The sequence below is a fragment of the Pseudomonas sp. LS2P72 genome, from assembly GCF_054897865.1.
Map to the genome: position 1 here is coordinate 5723651 of NZ_CM142708.1, position 23577 is coordinate 5747227.

Annotated in this window: 24 protein-coding genes; 4 read left to right on the plus strand and 20 right to left on the minus strand. The window is 58.9% G+C overall.

Features of this window, described 5'->3' with window-relative positions:
- Positions 1-52: 52 nt before the first annotated feature.
- A complete protein-coding gene (locus ACYZUA_RS26275) occupies positions 53-820 on the minus strand; it encodes a sulfite exporter TauE/SafE family protein (protein WP_461961199.1) in 768 nt (255 codons plus the stop codon).
- A 100-nt stretch (positions 821-920) separates the two neighbouring features.
- Here ACYZUA_RS26275 and ACYZUA_RS26280 point away from each other — a divergent pair, with 100 nt between their 5' ends.
- The 3 genes from ACYZUA_RS26280 (at position 921) to ACYZUA_RS26290 (ending at position 4163) form a co-directional block, all read left to right on the plus strand.
- Complete coding sequence (locus ACYZUA_RS26280) at positions 921-1868, plus strand: LysR family transcriptional regulator (RefSeq protein ID WP_461961200.1); 948 nt, start codon at positions 921-923, stop codon at positions 1866-1868.
- 90 nt (positions 1869-1958) lie between these two features.
- Positions 1959-3338, plus strand: a complete 1380-nt coding sequence (xseA, locus tag ACYZUA_RS26285; RefSeq protein WP_461961201.1) for an exodeoxyribonuclease VII large subunit — start codon at positions 1959-1961, stop codon at positions 3336-3338.
- Between the two features lie 3 nt (positions 3339-3341).
- A complete protein-coding gene (locus tag ACYZUA_RS26290; protein WP_461961202.1) occupies positions 3342-4163 on the plus strand; it encodes a peptidoglycan DD-metalloendopeptidase family protein in 822 nt (273 codons plus the stop codon).
- A gap of 120 nt (positions 4164-4283) precedes the next feature.
- On the opposite strand, the gene ACYZUA_RS26295 is transcribed toward ACYZUA_RS26290, so the two are convergent.
- Positions 4284-4640, minus strand: a complete 357-nt coding sequence (locus ACYZUA_RS26295) for a hypothetical protein (protein WP_461961203.1) — start codon at positions 4638-4640, stop codon at positions 4284-4286.
- Positions 4641-5038: 398 nt separating this feature from the next.
- On the opposite strand from ACYZUA_RS26295, the gene leuA reads away from it, so the two are divergent.
- Positions 5039-6718, plus strand: a complete 1680-nt coding sequence (gene leuA / locus ACYZUA_RS26300) for a 2-isopropylmalate synthase (RefSeq protein ID WP_008147766.1) — start codon at positions 5039-5041, stop codon at positions 6716-6718.
- A gap of 210 nt (positions 6719-6928) precedes the next feature.
- Here leuA and ACYZUA_RS26305 read toward each other — a convergent pair whose 3' ends face one another.
- From ACYZUA_RS26305 to ACYZUA_RS26390, 18 genes are all read right to left on the minus strand, one after another.
- Complete coding sequence (locus ACYZUA_RS26305; protein WP_095131624.1) at positions 6929-7720, minus strand: amidohydrolase; 792 nt, start codon at positions 7718-7720, stop codon at positions 6929-6931.
- On the minus strand, positions 7708-8856 hold the full coding sequence (locus ACYZUA_RS26310) for a pyridoxal phosphate-dependent aminotransferase (protein ID WP_461961204.1): 1149 nt from the start codon (positions 8854-8856) through the stop codon (positions 7708-7710). Before ACYZUA_RS26310 ends, ACYZUA_RS26305 begins: the two co-directional genes overlap by 13 nt.
- A 279-nt stretch (positions 8857-9135) precedes the next feature.
- Positions 9136-10605 (minus strand): ribosome biogenesis GTPase Der, encoded by a 1470-nt coding sequence (der, locus tag ACYZUA_RS26315; protein ID WP_008147761.1) that lies wholly within the window; start codon positions 10603-10605, stop codon positions 9136-9138.
- A 141-nt stretch (positions 10606-10746) separates the two neighbouring features.
- On the minus strand, positions 10747-11898 hold the full coding sequence (gene bamB, locus ACYZUA_RS26320) for an outer membrane protein assembly factor BamB (protein ID WP_461961205.1): 1152 nt from the start codon (positions 11896-11898) through the stop codon (positions 10747-10749).
- A complete protein-coding gene (locus tag ACYZUA_RS26325; protein ID WP_095131572.1) occupies positions 11891-12532 on the minus strand; it encodes a tetratricopeptide repeat protein in 642 nt (213 codons plus the stop codon). Before ACYZUA_RS26325 ends, bamB begins: the two co-directional genes overlap by 8 nt.
- 40 nt (positions 12533-12572) lie before the next feature.
- Positions 12573-13862 carry a histidine--tRNA ligase gene (hisS, locus tag ACYZUA_RS26330; protein WP_461961206.1) on the minus strand — a complete coding sequence of 430 codons (1290 nt, stop codon included), beginning with the start codon at positions 13860-13862 and terminating at the stop codon, positions 12573-12575.
- A 24-nt stretch (positions 13863-13886) separates the two neighbouring features.
- Positions 13887-14996, minus strand: a complete 1110-nt coding sequence (ispG, locus tag ACYZUA_RS26335; RefSeq protein ID WP_008147751.1) for a flavodoxin-dependent (E)-4-hydroxy-3-methylbut-2-enyl-diphosphate synthase — start codon at positions 14994-14996, stop codon at positions 13887-13889.
- A gap of 3 nt (positions 14997-14999) precedes the next feature.
- Complete coding sequence (locus tag ACYZUA_RS26340) at positions 15000-16028, minus strand: RodZ domain-containing protein (RefSeq protein ID WP_461961207.1); 1029 nt, start codon at positions 16026-16028, stop codon at positions 15000-15002.
- Positions 16028-16786: a type IV pilus biogenesis/stability protein PilW gene (gene pilW, locus ACYZUA_RS26345; protein ID WP_461961208.1), complete on the minus strand. Its 759-nt coding sequence runs from the start codon at positions 16784-16786 to the stop codon at positions 16028-16030. Before pilW ends, ACYZUA_RS26340 begins: the two co-directional genes overlap by 1 nt.
- Before the next feature lie 12 nt (positions 16787-16798).
- Entirely contained in the window at positions 16799-17947 is a 1149-nt protein-coding gene (rlmN, locus tag ACYZUA_RS26350; protein ID WP_033061468.1) for a dual-specificity RNA methyltransferase RlmN, read from the minus strand.
- A 28-nt stretch (positions 17948-17975) separates the two neighbouring features.
- Entirely contained in the window at positions 17976-18401 is a 426-nt protein-coding gene (ndk, locus tag ACYZUA_RS26355) for a nucleoside-diphosphate kinase (protein WP_007916882.1), read from the minus strand.
- Positions 18402-18493: 92 nt separating this feature from the next.
- Positions 18494-18694 carry a Fe-S cluster assembly protein IscX gene (gene iscX / locus ACYZUA_RS26360; protein WP_008147746.1) on the minus strand — a complete coding sequence of 67 codons (201 nt, stop codon included), beginning with the start codon at positions 18692-18694 and terminating at the stop codon, positions 18494-18496.
- Positions 18695-18708: 14 nt separating this feature from the next.
- On the minus strand, positions 18709-19050 hold the full coding sequence (gene fdx, locus ACYZUA_RS26365) for an ISC system 2Fe-2S type ferredoxin (RefSeq protein WP_415757793.1): 342 nt from the start codon (positions 19048-19050) through the stop codon (positions 18709-18711).
- 2 nt (positions 19051-19052) lie between these two features.
- Positions 19053-20915, minus strand: coding sequence for a Fe-S protein assembly chaperone HscA (gene hscA / locus ACYZUA_RS26370; RefSeq protein WP_461961209.1), 1863 nt, complete (start codon positions 20913-20915; stop codon positions 19053-19055).
- A 51-nt stretch (positions 20916-20966) separates the two neighbouring features.
- Positions 20967-21488: a co-chaperone HscB gene (hscB, locus tag ACYZUA_RS26375; protein ID WP_461964129.1), complete on the minus strand. Its 522-nt coding sequence runs from the start codon at positions 21486-21488 to the stop codon at positions 20967-20969.
- An 8-nt stretch (positions 21489-21496) separates the two neighbouring features.
- Entirely contained in the window at positions 21497-21820 is a 324-nt protein-coding gene (gene iscA / locus ACYZUA_RS26380) for an iron-sulfur cluster assembly protein IscA (RefSeq protein ID WP_007903589.1), read from the minus strand.
- A gap of 34 nt (positions 21821-21854) precedes the next feature.
- Positions 21855-22241, minus strand: a complete 387-nt coding sequence (gene iscU, locus ACYZUA_RS26385; RefSeq protein ID WP_003443374.1) for a Fe-S cluster assembly scaffold IscU — start codon at positions 22239-22241, stop codon at positions 21855-21857.
- 84 nt (positions 22242-22325) lie between these two features.
- On the minus strand, positions 22326-23540 hold the full coding sequence (locus ACYZUA_RS26390; protein ID WP_461961210.1) for an IscS subfamily cysteine desulfurase: 1215 nt from the start codon (positions 23538-23540) through the stop codon (positions 22326-22328).
- Positions 23541-23577: the final 37 nt, after the last annotated feature.

Here is a 23577-nt window from a genome sequence, read left to right on the forward strand (position 1 = left end):
GCTCACTCCCACAGGGTTTGCGGCCGGCAGCTTAATCCCTGACGAAATCCGGTCAAGCACTCAAATAACGTCCGATCAAGGCAATTCCGCTGGCCAGCACCAACCAGGTCACCAACCGCACAAACGCCTCGCGGGACAATCTCATGGTCAACCGCCGGCCGATCCACAGCCCCAATGCCATGGCCGGCAACAGACACAAGGCCAATACCAACAAGGGTAGCTCGGCGTACACACCCGCGACAGCAAACAGGCTCAAGCGCACCACCGTGCTGCAACTGATCAGCGCACTCTGGGTCGCCCGGGCCGCCTCTTTGGGCAGGCGACTGTTCAAATAGATCGCATATAAAAAGCCGCCACTGCCAAACAAGGCCCCGAACATCCCGCCCACCGTGCCCATCGGCACGGCCCAACCGGCGGACAATTGCGTCGGACGGGTTTTGACCCACAAGCTGTAAATCGCATAAGCGCTAATAAACAGCCCCATCAACAGCAGCAACACATCGGATTTCAGGTTCAACAGAAAAATCACCCCCAGCGTGCAGCCCACCGCCATGCACGGCAGCAGCCGCAACAACTCAGGCTTCGCCACATCCCGCCGCGAAGGCAGCAGATTGCCGAAGGCCGCAACGAAATCCAGCAACACCAGCAACGGCACAATCTTCGACAGCGGCATGAACAGAATCAGAATCGGCCCCGCCACCAACGCGGTGCCAAACCCGGCGATACCAAACACGATGTAAGCCAGGGCGATGCCCAATCCGATCACCAGCCAATCCGTAGCGCCGAATGGCCATTGGTTCAACAGCTCAAGCACATTCATCTGCACGGCTTCCTCGAATACCTGTGATGACTTTAGCCAGCGCCGAGTCTTGCGACTAATATCTTCAAAGCCACCCACCCATCTCAAAAAGGCATGACTGGTGCTTTCAACCCGCCAATTGCGTTACTTCGTGGAAATCGCCGACTGCGGGAGCTTCAGCGCCGCGGCCGAACGGCTGTTCATTGCCCAGTCGGCCCTGAGCCGGCAAATAAAGGACATGGAAACCCGGCTGCAAACGCCATTGTTCGAACGCACCGCACGCCAGCCCCGGCTGACGGCGGCCGGTGAAGCTTTCCTGCCCCGGGCCAGAAACCTGCTCAATGAACTGACCAAAGCCAGCGAGATGGCCACCCAGGTCGGCAATGGAGAACTCGGCACTTTGCGCCTCAGCCATTCCAGCACCGTGCCCATGAGCGGACGACTGCTGCGAGGCATCAGCGACTATCTGGATCAGCATGCCGGCGTGTCCATGGACATCGTCAAACTGTCTTCCGAAGCGCAACTTGAAGCGCTGGCCGACAATCGACTGGATGTCGGACTGCTGCGCCTGCCGGTATTGCGCCAACGTGAAGGTGTGCAGATTGTTCCTTTGTACAACGAGCGCTTGCTGCTGGCCGTGCCCCCCAATCACAGGCTGGCTGTGGATAAGTCCGCTCAAGGCATCGATCTGGCGCAATTGAAGGATGAAGCCTTTATCTCGATTCCTCATCCGCAGCGTGGCGGGTTGAGTTATCTGTCCGCCGAGTTGTGCATGCGCCAGGGATTTTTCCCGAAAGCGGCACGAGTGGTATCGCGCAAAACCACGCAACTGCAATTGATCCAGGCCGGGTTCGGCATCGCCCTGCTGCCGGAATCGATGCAGGACATTGCGCCCCCCGACATCCACTTCCTGTCCCTCGCCGATCCGGATTGCCACAGCACCGTCGCCCTCGCCTGCCGGCAGAATCCCACGGCGCTGGTTCAACACTTCATCAACACCTGCACCGTTCACTGTGGGAGCGAGCCTGCTCGCGATAGCGGTTTAACATTCAATAGTTCAGTCGACTGACACACTGCAATCGCGAGCAGGGTCACTCCTACAAGGGGATTTTTGTTGGATCATGGAGATTGTTTGCCGAATGCCTTTAAACTGCGCCCCATGATTAAAGATCCCTTTGCAAGACTCGGCCTGGACCGTGAAGTCCTGACTGTCAGCCAGCTCAACGGCCGTGCGCGGGTGTTGCTCGAAGACGTGTTCAGCAACATCTGGGTTGAAGGCGAAATCTCCAACCTCGCCCGTCCGGCGTCCGGCCACGTGTATTTCACCCTCAAGGACAGCGGTGCCCAGGTGCGTTGCGCGCTGTTCCGGCAGAACGCGGCGCGGGTTCGTCAGGCCTTGAAGGATGGCCTGGCGGTGAAGGTGCGCGGCAAGGTTTCGCTGTTCGAGGGTCGTGGCGACTATCAGTTGATCCTCGATACCGTGGAGCCGGCCGGTGACGGTGCGCTACGTCTGGCCTTCGATGCGTTGAAGGAAAAACTCAGCGCCGAAGGCCTGTTCAGCGCCGAACGCAAAGTGCCGCTGCCAGCGCATCCACAACGCATCGGCATCATCAGCTCGCCCACCGGCGCGGTGATCCGCGACATCATCAGCGTATTCCGCCGCCGTGCGCCGCAGATCCAACTCACATTGATCCCCACCGCCGTGCAGGGCCGCGAAGCCACTGCGCAGATTGTCCGCGCATTGAAACTGGCGGACGCTCGCGGTTTCGACGCGTTGATCCTCGCCCGTGGCGGCGGCTCGCTGGAAGACCTCTGGTGCTTCAACGAAGAAGCCGTGGCCCGCGCCGTGGATGCCTGCGTGACGCCGATTGTCAGCGCCGTCGGCCATGAAACCGACGTATCGATCAGCGACTTCGTGGCCGACGTCCGCGCCCCGACGCCGTCCGCCGCTGCCGAACTGCTCGCGCCGGATTCCAGTGACCTGGTTCGTCGGCTCGAAAGCCTGCATCGACGTCTGGTGATGCGTATCCGCGACCGTTTGATGCGTGATCGACTGCGCCTGGAAGGCATGTCTCGCCGCTTGCGCCATCCCGGTGAACGTCTGCGCCAGCAAGCGCAGCGCCTGGACGATCTGGACATGCGCATGCGCCGGGCGTTCGAACGCAGCCTCAATACCCGTCGCGAACGGTTGATCCGCCTCGAAACCCGCCTCGCCGGGCAACATCCGGGACGGCAACTGGCGATGCTCCGTCAGCGCCTCGACAGCCTTGCCGAACGCCTGCCCCGTGCCATGCGCGAAGGGCTCAAATCCCGTCGCCTGCAACTGCAAAGCCAGATGCAGACGCTGCATGTGGTCAGCCCTTTGGCGACCCTCGGCCGTGGCTATAGCATTTTGCTGGACGAACGCGGCAACGCGATCCGCAACGCCGCGCAAACCCACAATGGTCAGCGCCTGAAAGCCAAACTGGGTGAAGGCGAACTGCAAGTGCGCGTCGAAGACAATCACCTGACGCCCGTCACCCTTTCTTTACTGGATTGATCCATGCCGCGTTTTTTAGCTCCGCTGCTGTTGCTGTGCCTGACCTTCAACGCCCACGCCGACAGTTACATCACCCGCCTCTTGAACAAACCGGTGCCGGGCGGCGTGGCCGTGGTAGATCTGGGTGCCTCTGCGCAGGCGCCGAAGGCCAGTTATCAGGGCAAACCCGTATTGGTGGTCAAGGAACAGAACAACTGGCTGGCGATTGTCGGTGTGCCGCTGACGGTCAAACCGGGCACGCAGCAGGTCAGCAGTGGCGGTCGCACTCTGAATTTCAACGTGGGTAACAAGAAATACCCGGAACAGCACATCACCTTGAAGAACACGCAGCAGGTCAATCCGAACCCGGAAAACCTCAAGCGCATTGAGCGCGAATTGGCCGAGCAGATTACTGCCTACCGCACGTTCAGCCCGAATACGCCGAGCAATTTGCTGTTGGACAAACCGGTCAACGGCCCGCTGTCGAGCAAGTTCGGCGTGCGCCGCTTCTTCAACGGTGAAGAGCGTAATCCCCACTCCGGCCTGGACTTCGCTGTGCCTGCCGGTACGCCAATCAAAACCCCGGCGGCCGGCAAGGTGATTCTGATCGGCAACTACTTTTTCAACGGCAACACGGTGTTTGTCGATCATGGACAAGGGTTTATCAGCATGTTTTGCCACATGTCGAAAATCGACGTGAAGGTTGGCCAGCAATTGGCCCGCGGTGGTGTGGTCGGGAAAGTCGGCGCCACCGGGCGCGCGACCGGGCCGCATATGCACTGGAACGTCAGCCTGAATGATGCACGGGTGGATCCGGCGATTTTCATTGGGGCGTTTCAGCCATAGATAGTTGTTGAGGCTGCCGGCCCCATCGCGAGCAGGCTCACTCCCACATTGGATTTGTGTTCGCCATAGATCAACTGTAGGAGTGAGCCTGCTCGCGATGGGGGCATCACAGGCGACCGCTTATTCAGCCTCCAGATCCTCAATCCCATGAATTTCCCTGTGCGCCAGGCATTCTTTGATCCAGGCCTGAGTTTCCTCCGAGAATCCCGCCAACTCTTCAGCGCTGATCAACTCATGAGTACACAACCCCAGCAAGTGAGCAGAGGCCTCATTGCGTGAGTGCCTGAACACGCCAAACGCCCAATACAGCTCCTGTTGACCCGCCTTCAACCTTTCTTCGCTGGCTTCTATCCGCTCATAAGGTGCAATGCTTTTATCCAGCACTATGCGCTCGACCTCTTCGATGATCCGGATGCACAGCCGCTCATGGGCCAACGGACGCAGTACGCTGTAAAGCTTCCAATCCGACTCGTTCATTGCCGACTCCTGCCTGCCAGTAGTCCTTGGTGAAGCTTTAAGAATAGCCGCGCTGACACGCCCCACCCCCAAAAGCCTTCAATTGCGCATCGCTCAAACCTCGCGCAAACATAAAAACAATCACCACCGTTCACCGCAATAAAATCTCGATAACCACGACTTTTCGAGAATTCCTCTCAATTTTTTTCGACCGCTTGCCATCCTTCACCCTCGCGGTTAGGGTTGAGGGCATGAAAACCTCTCACACCCTCATTCAGCTTCGCCAGCACCGCAGCCTGTGCCTTGTCAGTGCACGACTGCCAGGCTGAATCGCGGTGCCTCGTCCTACGCTTTATCCCCAGAACATTTGATCCACCGGCAGGCCGCCTTTTTTCGGCCCACACAATAAGGATTTTCCGATGAGCATGCTCAAAGACCCGTCTTCGAAATACCGCGCGTTCCCGACCATCGACATCCCGGACCGTACCTGGCCGTCGAAGACCATCACCGCCGCGCCGATCTGGTGCAGCTCCGACCTTCGTGATGGTAACCAGTCGCTGATCGAGCCAATGGACGCGGTCAAGAAGCTGCGTTTCTGGAAAACCCTGGTGTCGGTCGGCGTTAAAGAAATCGAAGCGTCGTTCCCGGCGGCTTCGCAAACCGACTTCGACTTTGTGCGCACCCTGATCGAAGGCAACCACATCCCGGACGACACCACCATTCAGGTGCTGACCCAGGGCCGTGAAGATTTGATCGAGCGCACTTTCGAATCCCTGCGCGGAGCGAAGAAAGCCATCGTTCACCTGTACAACGCCACCTCTCCTTCCTTCCGCCGCATTGTCTTCAACCAGGACAAGGAAGGGGTCAAGGCCATCGCCGTGAACGCGGCCAAGCTGTTCGTCAAATATGCCGCCCAGCAGCCAAACACCGAGTGGACCTTCGAATACTCGCCAGAAACCTTCAGCGCCACCGAGCTCGAGTTCGCCAAAGAAGTCTGCGACGCAGTCATCGAAGTCTGGAACCCGACGCCTGAGCACAAGGTGATTCTCAACCTGCCCGCCACCGTCGAATGCGCGACCCCGAACATCTATGCCGACCAGATCGAATGGTTCGGCCGTCACATCAACCGTCGTGACAGCGTGATCATCAGCCTGCACACCCACAACGACCGTGGCACTGGCGTTGCAGCTACCGAACTGGGCCTGATGGCCGGCGCCGACCGCGTCGAAGGCTGCCTGTTCGGCAACGGCGAACGTACCGGTAACGTCGACCTGGTGACCGTGGCGCTGAACCTCTACACCCAGGGCATTCACCCTGAGCTGGACTTCTCCGACATCGACGGCGTGCGCAAAGTCGTCGAAGAATGCAACCAGATCCAGGTGCACCCACGTCACCCGTACGTCGGCGACCTGGTTCACACCGCGTTCTCCGGCTCCCACCAGGACGCCATCCGCAAGGGCTTCGCCCAGCAGAAACCGGACGCCCTGTGGGAAGTGCCGTACTTGCCGATCGACCCGGCCGATATTGGCCGCAGCTACGAGGCGGTGATCCGCGTCAACAGCCAGTCGGGCAAGGGCGGTATCGCTTACCTGCTGGAACAGGAATACGGCATCAGCTTGCCGCGCCGCATGCAGATCGAGTTCAGCCAGGTTGTGCAGCGTGAAACCGACCGTCTGGGCCTCGAGATGACGGCTCAGCAGATCCACGCGCTGCTGCACAGCGAGTACTTGCAGGCCAACACGCCGTACGCGCTGGTCAGCCATCGCCTGCAGGAAGAAAACGGTCACAGCGCCGTCGAAGTGGAAGTCTCTGGCAAAGGTCAGGGCGAAACCAACCTGCACTGGCGTGGCAAGGGCAACGGTGCCCTGGAGGCGCTGGTGGCCGGCCTGCCGATTCCGGTTGAGATCATGGACTACAACGAACACGCCATCGGTTCGGGCACCAATGCCAAGGCTGCCGCCTACATTGAACTGCGCGTGAACGGTGAACGTGCGGTGCACGGCGTCGGTATCGATGAAAACATCACTACCGCCAGCTTCAAAGCCCTGTTCAGCGCACTTAACCGCTCGCTGAGCCAGCCGGAAGCGAAAGCGGCGTAAGCCTTCGCTGAAACAAAAAAGGCCCCGAGGTGCGAACCTCGAGGCCTTTTTGTTTGCCTGTATTTTTTGAGTCGTCTGTCATGGCCTCATCGCCGGCAAGCCGGTCTCGCTCCCACATTGGATTTTGGATGAACACAAAATTGGGGGTTCACACAATCTACTGTGGGAGTGAGCCTGCTCGCGATGACGGCAGGTCAGGCAGCGACGATATCAGGTGAACTCGAACGTATCGGCATCCAGGTTCGCTGGAAAGCGTGTTCGATAAGCCTGAAGATCCGCAGCGTTCAGAACTACCTGAAACACCCCATCAGCTTCGCCCGCACTGAGTAACGTCTCACCCTGGAAGTCCAGCACCTGACTGTCGCCGGTATACGCGAAACCTTTGCCGTCAGTACCAATGCGATTCACCGCCGCCACGTAGCAGAGGTTTTCGATCGCCCGCGCTGGCAACAAACGGTTCCAGTGCTGACGCCGCGCACCCGGCCAGTTGGCGGTGTACAGCAGCAAATCGGTGTCCTGAGCATCGCGACTCCAGACCGGAAAGCGCAGGTCATAGCAAATCAGCGGCCTCACTCGCCAGCCCTTGAGTTCGAACTGCACCTGCCGCTCGCCGGGCGTGAAGTGGTTGTGTTCGCCGGCCATGCGGAACAGATGGCGCTTGTCGTAGTGCCACACCTCCCCGTCCGGCCGCGCCCACAACAGGCGATTGCGATGGCTGCCGTCAGCCGCCTGGACGATCACGCTGCCAGTGATCACCGCATCCAGTTTCGCTGCCTGAACCCGCAGCCATTTGCTGGTCGGACCGTTTTCCGATTCGGCGAGGGTCTCGGACTCCATCGAGAAACCGGTGGTGAACATCTCCGGCAGGATGATCAGGTCAGCGCCTCGAGCCTGTTCCAGCAATGGCTCGAAATGCTCCAGATTGGCCTGACGATCGTGCCAGGCCAAGGTGGTCTGGATCAGCGCGATGTTCAGGTTGGGCAGTGCACTCAGATCACGCATAGTTTTGCCGCTGCTTCACGCAGGGTCTCCTCGCGTTTGGCGAAGCACAGGCGCACCAGGCGCTGGCCTTCGGGCGGGGTCTGGTAGAACACCGAGATCGGGATGCTCGCCACGCCATGTTCGCGGGTCATCCACAGCGCCATCTCGACATCATTGAGGTCCGGGCGGATCTGCGAGTAATCGACCAACTGGAAATACGTGCCGGCCACTCGGGTGAAACTGAAGCGCGAAGTCGCCAACAGATCGCAGAACAGATCGCGCTTGGCCTGATAGAAAGCCGGCAGTTCTTCGACGTGTTCCGGGTGCTCGGCCATGAAGTCGGCCAAGGCGTATTGCAACGGCGTCACGCCGCAGAAACTGACGTATTGGTGAACCTTGCGCAGCTCGGCGGTGAGCGCCGGCGGTGCTACCACGTAGCCGGTTTTCCAGCCAGTGACGTGATAAGTCTTGCCGAAGGAGCTGACCACGAAAGCGCGCTGATACAGCTCTTGGTGATTCAGCACGCTGACGTGAGGCACGCCATCGAACACCAGGTGTTCGTAGACCTCATCGCTGATGACATAGATGTCGCGGTCGCGAATCAACGCCGCCAGCTGATCCAGTTCGGCACGACTGATCAGCGCGCCGCTTGGGTTGTGCGGGGTGTTGAGGATGATCATCCGCGTGCGTGGGGTAATGGCTTCACCCAGCTTCTGGAAGTCGATGGCGAAGTCATTCAGGCCCAGTTGCATATGAACGCAGCGACCACCGGCCAACTCAACCGAAGGTTCATAACTGTCGTAGGCCGGATCGAAAACGATCACTTCGTCACCGCTGTGGATAACCGCTTGAATGGCGCAAAAAATCGCCTGGGTCGCACCGGGCGTGACAGTTACTTCATGGTCGGCATCCACGTTGACGCCGTAGCTGCGGGCGATCTTCGCCGCAATCTGCTGACGCAATGCAGGAAGGCCGGTCATCGGCGAATACTGGTTGTGGCCACTGGCGATATGCCGACCGACCGCATCGCACAGGGCCTGCGGCGCATTGAAATCGGGAAAACCCTGGGACAGGTTCAGCGCCCCGGTTTGCGCCGCGAGCTGAGACATCTGAGTGAAGATAGTGATGCCGACATTCGGCAGCTTACTGGTGATCATCGGTGATTCCCTGCTCTGCACCCGGCTCTACGGCGGCGCGGGAGAACCCGAGAATAGCCCATCCAGCGCCCATAAAAAAAGGGCGCCCATTGGCACCCTTCTTCTAAACATTGTGGTGAGGGGATTTATCCCCGTTCGGCTACGAAGTAGTCGTAAACCCTTCACCGCGGTTTATCTGACAAACCGCAGTGGATGGTTTTGGGGCGGCTACGCCACCCAACGGGGATAAATCCCCTCGCCACAACAGCCCCCACACACAAAATGGTGTGGGGTTGTGAATCAGCGCTTGTCGCGGCGCTTCTTGTCGGCCTTTTTGTGGTGCGACATCATGCGACGCTTCTTGTTGACCTGGCGATCGGTCAGCGAGGTCTTGTTGCCTTCGTACGGGTTCTCGCCGCCCTTGAACTCGATGCGGATCGGCGTACCGACCAACTTCAAGACACGACGGTAAGTGTTTTCCAGGTAACGAACGTAAGACTTCGGCACCTTCTCGATCTGGTTACCGTGAATCACGATGATCGGCGGGTTAGCACCACCCAAGTGGGCATAGCGCAGCTTGATCCGGCGGTTGTTGACCATCGGCGGCGCGTGCTCACCAACCGCATCTTCCAGAATCGTGGTCAGGCGGTTGGTTGGCCAGCGGGTGACCGCAGACTTGAACGAGTTCTGTACGGAGGCGTAGAGGTTGCCCACGCCCGTGCCGTGCAGGGCCGAGATGAAGTGAATGTCGGCGTAATCAACGAAGAACAGTCGACGTTGCAGCTCGACCTTCACGAAGTCGCGCTCGCTCGGCGTCATGCCGTCCCACTTGTTGATCGCGATCACCAGCGCACGACCCGACTCAATGGCGAAGCCCAGCAGGTTGAGATCGTGATCGACCACACCTTCGCGGGCGTCCATCACAAAGATCACCACGTTGGCGTCTTTGATCGCCTGCAGGGTTTTGACCACGGAGAATTTTTCGACTTCTTCGTGGATCTTGCCGCGCTTGCGCACACCGGCGGTGTCGATCAGCGTGTACTTCTCGTCGTTACGCTCGAACGGGATGTAGATACTGTCGCGGGTGGTGCCGGGCTCGTCATAGACGATTACCCGGTCTTCACCGAGCATGCGGTTGACCAGGGTGGACTTGCCGACGTTCGGGCGGCCGATGATCGCGATCTTGATCCCGTCTTTTTCGCTAGGACCAGGAATGCGCTTGGCTTCCTCGCCTTCGGCAACGATCTCTTCCTCGCCTTCTTCCAGCTCGTCATCGTCTTTCGGGAAGTCGCTGAGGGCGATTTCCAGCATCTGGGTGATGCCACGACCATGAGCACCGGCGATCGGGATCGCGTGGCCCATGCCCAACGGGGCGAATTCGGCGCGGGCCATTTCAGGGTCGATGTTGTCGACCTTGTTGGCAACCACGTAAGAACGCTTGTTACGTTTGCGCAAATGCTCGGCGATCATCTGGTCGGCGGCGGTGAAACCGGCCTTGGCATCTACCAGGAACAGAACGACATCCGCTTCTTCAATGGCCAGCAGCGACTGCTCGGCCATTTTTTCGTCCATACCGTGCTCGTCACCGGAGATACCGCCGGTGTCGACCAGAATGTAGGAACGCCCTTGCCACTTGGCCTCACCGTATTGGCGATCACGGGTCAGACCGGACAAGTCGCCGACGATGGCGTCGCGAGTCCTGGTCAGGCGGTTGAACAAGGTGGACTTGCCGACGTTCGGTCGGCCCACCAGGGCGATTACGGGAACCATGCGGCTCTCCACTTCGTTATTTCAGAAAATACAAAAGCCGCTGCGAGGCAGCGGCTGGTGCTCGGGGCAGCGCCTGTAAGCGCTGCGAGCCCCGCAGAACGGGGCCGCCTGGGGTGTTAACCCCAAGCATAGTCAAACCATTTACTTAATGGTCAGGGCTTCCAGCTTGCCACTGTTGCCATAGAGATAAATCGTGTCACCCACCACCAGCGGACGGGCACGCAGGCCGTCGCTGTCGATGCGCTCGCGGCCGACGAAACGACCGTCCACCTGACTCAGCAGATGCAGGTAACCTTCCATATCACCGACTGCAACATAGCTGGAGAACACTTCCGGAGCCGACAGTTGACGACGGGCCAGCGAATCGTTGCTCCACAAGGCTGTGGTAGAACGTTCGTCGACGCCTTCAACGGTGCCCGAAGACAGGCTCACATAGACGTTGCCAAAACCCTGGGCGACACCGGCATAGCTGGAAGCATCACGCTGCCAGAGCTGACGACCGCTTTCCAGATCCAGTGCCGCAACGCGACCCTGATAGCTGGCGACATACAGCGTACCGCCGGACAGCAGCAGGCCGCCGTCGATATCGACAACGCGCTCCAGTTCCGAACGACCCTGTGGAATGGCTACACGTTGTTCCCATACCGGCACGCCGTTGGAAATATCGAGAGCGACCACTTTACCGGTCGACAGGCCAGCCACCGCGAGGCGGTTGGTGACGATCGGCGCACTGGTGCCGCGCAGGGTCAATACCGCCGGAGTACTGTCATACAACCAGCGCTGGGTGCCGGTAGCGGCATCCAGACCGATCAGACGGTCATCCTGAGTCTGAACTACAACGACATCACCGTTGTTGACCGGCGGTGCGAGGACTTCACTGGACACGCGAGCGCGCCATTTCTCTTCACCGTTGATGGCGTCCAGGGCAACGATTTCACCCTTGATCGTACCGATCAGGAGCAGACCGTAACTGACGCCAACAGCGCCGGAAACAGGCAATTCGAGATCTTTCTTCCATTTGACGTCGCCATTGCTGCGATCCATCGCCATCACCACACCGGTGACGTCGGCGGCATAGATGGTATCGCCATCGATCGCCGGAACCAGCATGTTGTACGAATCGCCCTGACCGTCACCGATCGAACGACTCCACTGCTTTTGCAAAACCACTTCTTCTTTGAAGTCGGTCAACTCGGCCGGTGGCAGTTCTTTTTTGCTGTTGCTGCTGCAACCCGCGGCCAATATGGCCAGAGCCAGCAATGCTGCATGTTTCCAACGAATCACGTCACGCATCCCCTTTGGCCAGATCGTCCAGCTTGATTTGTAGGCCACCCACTGCCGCTTCATCCGACAGTGCCGCCTTGGCTTTTTGATACGCCGTGTTCGCTTCGTCGGTACGACCCAGCTGCACCAGCAGGTCGCCTTTGAGTTCTTCGCGAGTGGCCAGGAATGCTTTATCGGCATCGCCTTCAAGCAGTTTCAGGGCTTCATCGGCCTTGTTCTGCGCGGCCAGCACCTGCGCCAGACGCTGACGAGCAATTTCGCCCAGCGCCGGGTTGGCCGGTTTGGCAACAATGGCTTTCAGCTCGCTGGCTGCGTCATCCAGCTTGCCGCTGTCGACCGCAACTTTTGCCACGAACAGGCTGCCGTACTGCGCGTAAGCGCTACCGCCGAACTCGCTGTTGAGCTTGCCGGCCAGGTCCGCAACACGAGCGGCATCAGGCTTGCCGTCTGGCGTCAGCGTGGTTTCCAGCAGTTGCTGATAGAGCATCGAGGCGCCTTGCGACTGATTGCTCTGATACTTTTGAAAGGCCTGCCAGCCGAACACGATGACCAGCGCCAACAGGCCGCCAGTGACCAGGGGCTTGCCGTTGCGTGTCCACCAGTCCTTCAAATCCGACAGCTGTTCGTCTTCGGTACTCGACACCCCAATACTCCTTAATCGCTAAATCGGCTGTTTGACAGCTTCAACCCTGCACGACGCAGGTGGCCAGGTGTGCAGCAAGCGCATCCCAGGCAATGCTTTGTTGTTCGCCCTGGCCACGCAGGGGTTTGAAACCTACCACTTGCTGGGCCATTTCGTCGTCACCGAGGATCAGCGCGTACAACGCACCGCTCTTGTCGGCTTTCTTGAACTGGCTTTTGAAGCTGCCGGCGCCGGCATTCACTTGCAGGCGCAGGTTGGACAATTGATCACGAACACGTTCACTCAGGGCCAGGCCGGCCAACTCGGCGGCTTCACCGAAGGCGCAGAGGTAGACGTCGACCTGACGGGAAATTTCTTCCGGGATCTGCTCCAGGGTTTCAAGCAGCAGCACCAGGCGCTCGATGCCCATCGCGAAACCAACGCCCGGAGTCGGCTTGCCGCCCATCTGCTCCACCAGACCGTCGTAACGACCACCGGCACACACGGTGCCTTGGGCGCCCAGCTTGTCGGTGACCCATTCGAAAACGGTCTTGCTGTAGTAATCCAGCCCGCGAACCAGCTTCGGGTTGATCACGTAAGGAATGCCGGCGGTGTCCAGGCGAGCCTTGAGGCCCTCGAAGTGCACGCGGGATTCTTCGTCGAGGTAGTCGGCCATTTTCGGCGCGTCGACCAGCACGGCTTGAGTGTCAGCGTTCTTGGTATCCAGAACCCGCAAAGGGTTGGTCTTCAGACGTCGCTGGCTGTCTTCGTCCAGCGTGTCCAGGCGGGCCGAAAGGAACTCGACCAGCGCTTCGCGATAACGACCGCGGGACTCGGCGGTACCCAGGCTGTTGAGCTCGAGCTTGACCGCATCACGGATGCCCAGCTCGCCCCACAGGCGCCAGGTCAGCACGATCAGCTCGGCATCGATGTCCGGACCATCGAGGTTGAACACTTCGCAACCGATCTGGTGGAACTGGCGATAACGGCCTTTCTGCGGACGTTCGTGGCGGAACATCGGGCCGATGTACCAGAGTTTCTGCACCTGGCCACCGCCGGTGATGCCGTGCTCAAGCACTGCACGCACACAGGCCGCCGTGCCTTCAGGGCGCAGCGTCAGGGAGTCGCCGTTGCGGTCGTCGAAGGTGTACATCTCTTTTTCGACGATGTCGGTCACTTCACCGATGGAGCGCTTGAACAGCTCGGTGAACTCGACGATTGGCATGCGGATCTGCTTGTAACCGTAGTTATCCAGCAAACGCGAGACGGTGCCTTCGAAATGACGCCACAGGGGGGTCTGCTCGGGCAGGATGTCGTTCATGCCACGTATGGCTTGCAGAGACTTGCTCACTATAAATCCTTAAATTCGTTCGACTTAGCCGCGCGCAATGACTGCTGCGTCAGCTTCGACCTTTTCGGCCGCTTTCTGACGGATCAAGCGTTCAAGCTCATCCACCAGATTGTCATTCGTCAGTTTCTGCGACGGCTTGCCGTCGATGTAAATCAGGTTTGGCGTGCCGCCGGTCAAGCCGATATGGGCTTCCTTGGCTTCACCCGGTCCGTTGACCACGCAACCAATGACCGCGACATCCAGCGGCACCAGCAGGTCTTCGAGGCGCCCTTCCAGCTCGTTCATGGTTTTGACCACATCGAAGTTCTGCCGCGAGCAGCTCGGGCAGGCGATGAAGTTGATACCACGGGAACGCAGATGCAGGGATTTGAGAATGTCGTAGCCGACTTTCACTTCCTCGACCGGGTCGGCCGCCAACGAGATGCGAATAGTATCGCCAATCCCTTCGGCGAGCAGCATACCGAGGCCCACGGCGGATTTCACCGTGCCTGAACGCAAACCACCGGCTTCGGTGATGCCCAAGTGCAGCGGCTGGACGATTTCCTTGGCCAGCAAGCGGTAAGCGGCGACGGCCATGAACACATCGGAGGCTTTCACGCTGACCTTGAAGTCCTGGAAATTCAGGCGTTCAAGGTGCTCGACGTGACGCAAGGCAGATTCAACCAGCGCAGCCGGGGTCGGCTCGCCGTATTTCTTTTGCAGGTCTTTTTCCAGGGAACCGGCGTTCACGCCAATACGGATCGGAATCCCGCGATCACGGGCGGCATCGACTACCGCACGCACGCGGTCTTCGCGACCGATGTTGCCGGGGTTGATGCGCAGGCAGTCAACGCCCAGTTCGGCTACGCGCAGAGCGATCTTGTAGTCGAAGTGAATGTCGGCAACCAAAGGCACTTTGACCAGCTTCTTGATCTTGCCGAAGGCTTCAGCGGCATCCATATCGGGAACGGAAATTCGCACGATATCGACGCCTGCCGCTTCCAGACGGTTGATCTGGGCCACGGTGGCGGCGACATCATTGGTGTCGCTGTTGGTCATGCTCTGCACAGCGATAGGCGCATCGCCGCCAACAGGCACGTTACCGACCCAGATCTTGCGGGATTCGCGACGTTTGATTGGAGATTCGCCGTGCATGACTTATTGACCCAACTTCAGGCGAGCAGTCTCGCCACTGGTGAACGAAGCGACATCAACCACCTGCCCGTTGTAGCTGACCTGCGCGCCACGGGCGAAGCCCAGACGCACGGAAAACGGTGGCTTGCCGCTCACGGAAACGTTTTCGCCTTTGCGCTTGAGACCACTCAACAGCACCTTGCCGGTGCCATCGGTCACTTGCGTCCAGCAATCGGCAGTAAATTGCAGTTGAACCTGGCCTTGGCCGGCAACCGGTGCAGCCGCGGTTGTAGCGGGAATGGTCGGAGTCACCGAAGCGCTTGCAGGCGGGGTTGATACAACAGGAGCAGTCGGGGATGTCGGGGCCGGAGTCGCGACAACCGGAGCGGTGCTATGCGTCGGTGCAACAGGCGTTGGCGCTGGTGCAACCGGTGCAGCAGGCGCAGTCGCTTCAGCTTCGGCCGGCGCTTCAGCCGAGGTCTCGGCCTGCGGCAACGCAAGAGCGGTGGTGCCTTCAGTCTGACCTTCCGCGACGGCCTGGTCTTCCGGCTCGTCCAGCGGATGGATCTGGGTGGTGCCGTCAGCGCCTTCGACTTCAACGTGTTCCGGGCTCAGGCTAGTCAGGTCTTTGCTGCGCAATGAGGTTTGATCCTGCCACCAGACAAAACCACCACCAATGACTGCGAACAGCAACAGCAGGCTGACAACTCGCAAAATGGTGTGGGAAACCCGAACCGGCTCTTCGATGCGTCCCAGGCTATGAACGTTGCTGCCTTGGGAGTCGGTGCCGGTGGATTGGTCGAACTGTTGAACCAGTACGGTTTGATCCATGCCGAGCAGTTTCGCGTAGGCGCGAATATAACCGCGAGCAAAGGTATGCCCAGGCAGCTTGTCAAAAGCGCCGGCTTCCAGATTGCTCAGGGAATTGACGGTGAGGTTGAGCTTGAGGGCCACTTCGGCCAGCGACCAGCCATTGCTTTCGCGAGCCTGGCGCAAAGTCTCACCGGGATTAACGCGATTCGCTGCTACAACTTCGGGATGCGCCGCTTTCATCATTGCTCCGACAGGTATTGCTGATATTCCGGCGTGCCGGGATAGAGTCGTTTTAGTTGCAGGCCAAAACTGGCGGCCTTGTCGCGATCATCAAACACTTTTGCCAGCCGAACGCCGAGCAATAGACTACGTGCATTTTGCTCGGTGAGCAGGCTAAAACGATCGTAGTAGTCACGCGCGGGCACATAATGCCTGTCTTCGTAAGACAACTCAGCCATTTCCAGCAATGCACGTGGCTGTTGGCGATTCAAACGCAGGGCTTTTTCCAGCTGCTGCTGCGCCAGATCGCGCTGCCCCAGCTTCGAAGCGGTCATTCCAAGGTTCTCGAACACCCGCGAACGCTCAGGATACAAGGTATCGGCGGCGGCCTGTTCAAAGCGCTCGTAAGCTTCTTTGTAGCGTTTCTCTTCGAAAAGAAAACTGCCGTAGTTGTTCAGGATTCGCGCATCGTTGGGACGGGAAGACAGCGCCTTGCGAAAATGCTGATCCGCCAGCTCCGGCTCCATCTCGGCCTGGAATACCAGACCCAGTGCAGCGTTGGCATCCGGATCCGAGTCATCCAGATCCAGCGCTTTCTTCAACGGTACTTTCGCCCGTTCGGTCATGCCCTGTTGCAAGTACCCCAAGCCCAACTGCACATAGGCAACGCGCGCTTCATCGCGGCCCTTGCTGGTCTTCATCGGGTTGAAATCGCCCGACAGGACACAACCAGCACACAGGCTGGCCAACAGCAAAAGCAGCGCGAAGCGCAGGGACATAGAGATCCTCTCTTAATTATTGTTCGCAGCGTTCTGTGCGATATCGTTTTCGGCGCTTAACTCGCGCACGGCGATATAACGTTCGCTGCGACGGGTGCGATCCAGCACCTGTCCTACCAATTGGCCACACGCGGCATCGATGTCTTCACCGCGGGTGGTGCGTACGGTGACATTGAAGCCGGCATGGTGAAGCTGATCCTGGAAACGACGAATCGCGTTGTTGCTCGGGCGCTCGTAACCGGAATGCGGGAACGGGTTGAACGGAATCAGGTTGATCTTGCACGGGATGTTCTTGAGCAACTCGATCATCTCAACGGCATGTTCAACCTTGTCGTTGATGTCCTTGAGCAAGGTGTACTCAATGGTGAGCACGCGCTTCTCGCCCAGGGACGACATGTAGCGCTGGCACGACTCGAGCAGCATCTTAAGCGGATACTTCTTGTTGATCGGTACCAATTGGTTACGCAATGCGTCGTTCGGTGCGTGCAGGGACAACGCCAGGGAGACGTCGATGTGCTTGGACAGCTCATCGATCATCGGCACCACACCCGATGTAGACAGGGTTACGCGGCGCTTGGAGATCCCGTAGCCCAGGTCATCCATCATCAGATGCATGGCAGCGACGACGTTGTCGAAGTTCAGCAGCGGTTCACCCATGCCCATCATCACCACGTTGGTGATGGCACGGTCGGCGGTCGCCGGGATGCTGCCGAACGATTTATTGGCAATCCACACCTGGCCGATGACTTCGGCGGCGGTGAGGTTGCTGTTGAATCCTTGCTTGCCGGTGGAGCAGAAACTGCAATCCAGGGCACAGCCTGCCTGGGACGAAACGCACAAAGTGCCGCGTTTGCCCTGGGGAATGTACACGGTCTCGACGCAGCTGCCGGACGCCACACGAACCACCCACTTGCGGGTGCCGTCGGTGGAAATATCCTCGCTGACCACTTCGGGGCCGCGGACTTCAGCAATGACCTTGAGCTTGTCGCGCAAGGCCTTGCTGACGTTCGTCATGGCGTCGAAATCATCGACGCCAAGGTGGTGAATCCATTTCATTACCTGACCGGCACGGAAACGCTTCTCCCCGATCGAGTCGAAGAATTTTTCCATTTCCAGCTGAGTCAGACCCAGCAGGTTGGTTTTTACAGTCGATGTAGTCATGGATTCACCTTCACTCTTAAGCCAATGCTTAGCGAGTGGTTACTTCAGTAGCTGCGAAGAAGTACGAGATTTCGCGAGCAGCAGCGGCTTCGGAGTCCGAACCGTGTACAGCGTTGGCGTCGATGGAATCAGCGAAGTCAGCGCGGATGGTACCGGCAGCAGCTTCTTTAGGGTTGGTGGCGCCCATCAGCTCACGGTTCAGAGCGATAGCGTTTTCGCCTTCCAGAACCTGAACGACAACCGGACCGGAGATCATGAAAGCAACCAGGTCGCCGAAGAAACCACGAGCGCTGTGCTCAGCGTAGAAGCCTTCAGCTTCAGCTTTGGACAGTTGCTTCAGTTTCGAAGCTACAACGCGCAGGCCAGCTTTTTCGAAACGAGTGGTGATCTCGCCGATAACGTTTTTTGCAACAGCGTCAGGCTTGATGATGGAGAAAGTACGTTGAACAGCCATGGTGTAACTCCAGAAACGGTAATTTGCGAAAAATTAAACCCGCGAATTATACGCGGGTTCTTTGGTATTGCCTAACTGCGTACGGCGCAGACTCAGTCTGCTTCTTCGATCCAGGCGGCCTGAATGGCTTCAAGCACCTTCTCGCCACCGCGGGTCGGATCATCACTGAACTCCGGCAATGCCAGCACCCATTTGTGCAGATCGACGAAGTTCACGTAACGCGGGTCCACATCCGGCTTGGATTCAGCCAGTTGGATCGCGATTTCCAGCACATCAACCCACTTCAGACTCATTTCAGTTCCTTGAATCAGTGCGGCGCTTCAGCCGCATGGTTGAGCGAGTATTTCGGAATTTCGACAGTCAGGTCTTCATTCCCGACGATCGCCTGACAGCCTAGACGCGATTGCGCCTCCAGACCCCAGGCACGATCAAGAAAGTCTTCTTCCAGCTCATCCGCTTCTTCCAGCGAGTCGAAACCTTCGCGGATGATGCAGTGGCAGGTGGTGCAGGCGCAGACGCCGCCACAGGCGCTTTCCATCTCGATATGGTGTTCATGGGCCAGCTCGAGAATGGATGTGCCAGGCTCAGCCTCCACAACCATGCCGTCCGGGCAAAACTTATCGTGTGGCAGAAAAATGACCTGCGGCATCGTTATTCCTCAATCTCATTCAGGTTGCGCCCCGCCAGCGCGGCTTTCACCGTCGAGTCCAGGCGGCGGGCAGCAAAGGCGTCGGTCACTTGCGACAGACGCTTGGTCTGCTGCTCGATGGCGTAACCATCAGTACCTTTCATCAGTTCGGTCAGTTCCTGCATCTGCAATTCGATGACCATGCGCTCTTCGGCGTCGAGCAAGCGCTCGCCATCGACATCGAGGGCGCCCTGCACCGCTTCGATCAGGCGCTGGGCATCGACCTGCTGCTCACGCAACACCCGGGCGACCTTGTCGTCGTTGGCGTGCTGGAACGAGTCCTTGAGCATCTTGGCAATTTCGCCATCCGTCAGACCGTAGGACGGCTTGACCTGGATGCTGGCCTCAATGCCCGAGCCCAGCTCGCGGGCAGAAACACTGAGCAGACCGTCGGCATCGACCTGGAAGGTCACGCGAATCTTCGCCGCACCGGCCACCATCGCCGGAATGCCGCGCAATTCGAAGCGTGCCAGGGAACGGCAGTCGCTGATCAGCTCGCGCTCACCCTGCAATACGTGGATCGCCATGGCCGACTGGCCATCTTTATAAGTCGTGAAGTCCTGAGCGCGGGCGACAGGGATGGTGGTGTTGCGCGGAATCACCTTCTCCATCAGCCCGCCCATGGTTTCCAGCCCCAGGGACAACGGAATCACGTCAAGCAACAGCAGCTCATCGCCATCACGCTTGTTGCCGGCCAGCGTATCGGCCTGGATCGCGGCACCAATGGCCACCACTTGATCCGGATCGATTTCGGTCAATGGTTCGCGACCGAAGGCTTCAGCGACGGCCTCGCGAACGCGAGGCACACGAGTCGAACCGCCAACCATGACCACGGCATGCACTTCGTCCAGCTCGATGCCGGAATCACGCACAGCGCGGCGGCAGGCTTTCAGGCTGCGGGCAACCATTGGCTCGATCAGCGCATTAAAGGCTTCACGGGTCAGCTCGTCTTTCCAGTCGCCATAAGCGACTTCGACGGTCGAGGTATTGGTCAGGGCTTCTTTGGCCGCACAAGCGGTTTGCAGCAGATGGCGTTGCGCACCCGGATCGAGGTCGGCGGACAGACCGGCACGCTCGATGATCCAGCCAGCGATTGCGTGGTCGAAGTCATCGCCGCCCAGCGCGCTGTCGCCGCCGGTAGCCAAAACTTCAAACACACCGCCAGTCAGGCGCAGAATCGAAATATCGAAGGTGCCGCCACCCAGGTCATAAATCGCGACCAGGCCTTCAGCGTGTTGATCCAGACCGTAAGCCACAGCGGCGGCGGTCGGCTCATTGAGCAGACGCAGCACATTCAGACCGGCCAGCTTGGCCGCATCCTTGGTGGCTTGGCGCTGAGCATCGTCGAAATAGGCCGGAACGGTGATTACCGCACCTACAAGTTCGCCACCCAACGTCGCTTCGGCGCGCTGACGCAGCACTTTCAGGATATCGGCGGAAACTTCGACCGGGCTTTTTGGCCCCTGAATCGTGTCGATGAATGGCATGTGCGACTCGCCGCCGACAAAGCGGTACGGCAGTTGATCGCCCAATTGCTTGACGTCGGACAGACCACGACCCATCAAGCGCTTGACCGACAGCACAGTGTTCAAAGGATCGGCGGCGGCAGCCAGCTTGGCCGACTCGCCGACTTCGACGCGATCCGCGTGGTAGCGCACGGCAGACGGCAGGATGACCTGCCCGTCCGCGTCGGCCAGAGGTTCGGAAAGACCACTGCGCAACGCAGCGACCAGCGAATTGGTAGTGCCCAAGTCGATCCCCACAGCCAGACGACGCTGGTGCGGTTGAGGACTTTGGCCGGGTTCGGCGATCTGCAGTAGGGCCATCGTTATCAGGACTTATCTGTATATCAGGCGTGCGACCGGAGCGGCACTGGGTTAATCGTCGAGGCGCTCTTCTAACTGGCGCACTTCGTAGGTGAGCTTGTCGAGGAACTGCATGCGCCGCATCAGGCGTTCGGCCTGTTCACGTTGCGCTGCATCATCCCAACAGGCTGCGAAGCTTTCGTTCAGTTCATCCTGCGCAATCTTCAGGCGACGCTTGAACACTGCAACACCCGCCAGGTCGGCGCTGTCTTGCAGGTCTTCGAGCTCTTCACGCAGCTCCATCTGCTGCAGAAGAAACTCCGGATCATGCACCGTGACCTCCAGCGGCAGCTCGCGACCGCCCATGGCAAGCAAATAACGCGCGCGCTTTGGGGGACTTTTGAGCGTCTGGTAGGCCTCGTTGAGGCTCGCGGATTGCTCTAGCGCCAGCCGCTGCTCGCGCTCGGAAGCGTCTGCAAAGCGGTCCGGATGAACACCGCGCGCCAACTCACGATAGCGCGTGGCCAACTGATCGAGATCCAGACGGAAGCTCGGTTTCAGCTCAAATAAAGCGAAATGACAAGGAGTACCCACGAGCAGCCTCAGATGTTGAAGCTTTCGCCGCAGCCACATTCACCGCGCACGTTGGGGTTGTTGAACTTGAAGCCTTCGTTCAACCCTTCCTTGACGAAATCGAGTTCGGTGCCGTCCAGGTAGGCCAGGCTTTTCGGGTCGATGATCACTTTCTCGCCGTGACTTTCGAACACCTGATCCTCTGCAACCACCTCGTCGACAAACTCCAGCACGTAGGCAAGGCCGGAACAGCCTGTGGTGCGAACACCCAGACGAATCCCTTCACCTTTGCCGCGCCCGTTGAGGGAGCGTCGCACGTGTTGAGCAGCCGCTTCTGTCATGCTGATAGCCATCGGTGACTCCTTACTCGTCGCCAAAACTTGAAAATCAGATCAAGCCTTTCTTCTGCTTGTAGTCGCGAACGGCCGCTTTGATGGCGTCTTCAGCAAGTACGGAGCAGTGAATTTTTACTGGCGGCAGAGCCAGTTCTTCAGCCAGCTGAGTGTTTTTGATGGTCTCGGCTTCATCCAGAGTCTTGCCTTTCATCCACTCGGTCGCCAGCGAGCTGGAGGCGATAGCCGAACCGCAACCGTAGGTCTTGAACTTGGCGTCTTCGATGATGCCTTGCTCGTTAACCTTGATCTGCAGACGCATCACGTCGCCGCACGCCGGAGCGCCGACCATGCCGGTGCCGACATCTGGGTCTTCCGCGTCCATCTTGCCGACGTTGCGCGGGTTCTCGTAGTGGTCGATGACCTTTTCGCTGTAAGCCATGATTCTTAATCCTCACTCATCAGAGAGTCGCTCTTGAGCCCTGAAAACCTGCGTCTTACAGGGCCGGTTTGCGGCGACTTGAAATCAGTGTGCCGCCCACTCGATTTTCGAAATGTCGACACCGTCTTTGTACATGTCCCACAGCGGCGACAGAGTGCGCAGCTTGGTAACGGCCTCGCAGACTTTCTGCGCGGCGTAGTCGATTTCTTCTTCGGTGGTGAAACGGCCGAAGGTGAAGCGAATCGAGCTGTGTGCCAGTTCGTCATTGCGGCCCAGGGCGCGCAGTACGTACGAAGGCTCAAGGGAAGCCGAGGTGCAGGCCGAGCCGGACGAAACCGCCAGATCCTTGAGCGCCATGATCAGCGACTCGCCTTCAACGTAGTTGAAGCTCAGGTTCAGGTTGTGCGGAACGCGGGCGGTCATGCTGCCGTTGATGTACAGCTCTTCCAGGCCTTCGACCTGCTTGAAGAAACGGTCGCTCAGGGCCTTGATGCGGATGTTCTCGGCAACCATGTCTTCCTTGGCTACGCGGAAGGCTTCGCCCATGCCGACGATCTGGTGGGTCGCCAGGGTGCCGGAACGCATACCGCGTTCGTGACCACCGCCGTGCATGGTCGCTTCGATGCGAACACGCGGCTTGCGGCTCACGTACAGTGCGCCGATGCCTTTAGGGCCGTAGGTTTTGTGAGCGGAGAACGACATCATGTCGACTTTCAGCTTCGACAGGTCGATATCGACCTTGCCGGTGGACTGAGCAGCGTCGACGTGGAACAGGATGCCCTTGGAACGGGTCAGTTCGCCGATGGCTGCGATGTCGTTGACGGTGCCGATTTCGTTGTTCACGTGCATGACCGAAACCAGGATGGTGTCGTCGCGCAGGGCAGCTTCGATCATCTCTGGGGTGACCAGACCATCAGTGCGAGGCTCGATGTAGGTGACTTCAAAGCCTTCACGCTCCAGTTGGCGCATGGTGTCGAGGACAGCCTTGTGCTCAATCTTGGTGGTGATCAGGTGTTTGCCTTTGGTGGCATAGAAATGCGCCGCACCCTTGATTGCCAGGTTGTCGGACTCGGTGGCACCGGAGGTCCAGACGATTTCACGCGGGTCGGCGTTGACCAGGTCTGCGACCTGACGACGAGCGTTTTCGACGGACTCTTCAGCTTTCCAGCCGAACACGTGGGAACGGGACGCCGGGTTACCGAAGTTTCCGTCAACCAGCAGGCACTCACTCATCTTTTGCGCTACACGCGGATCAACCGGGGTGGTCGCAGAGTAATCAAGGTAAATCGGCAATTTCATGGACTATCTCCTAAATCAGGCTGGCTGGCGTGCCGCT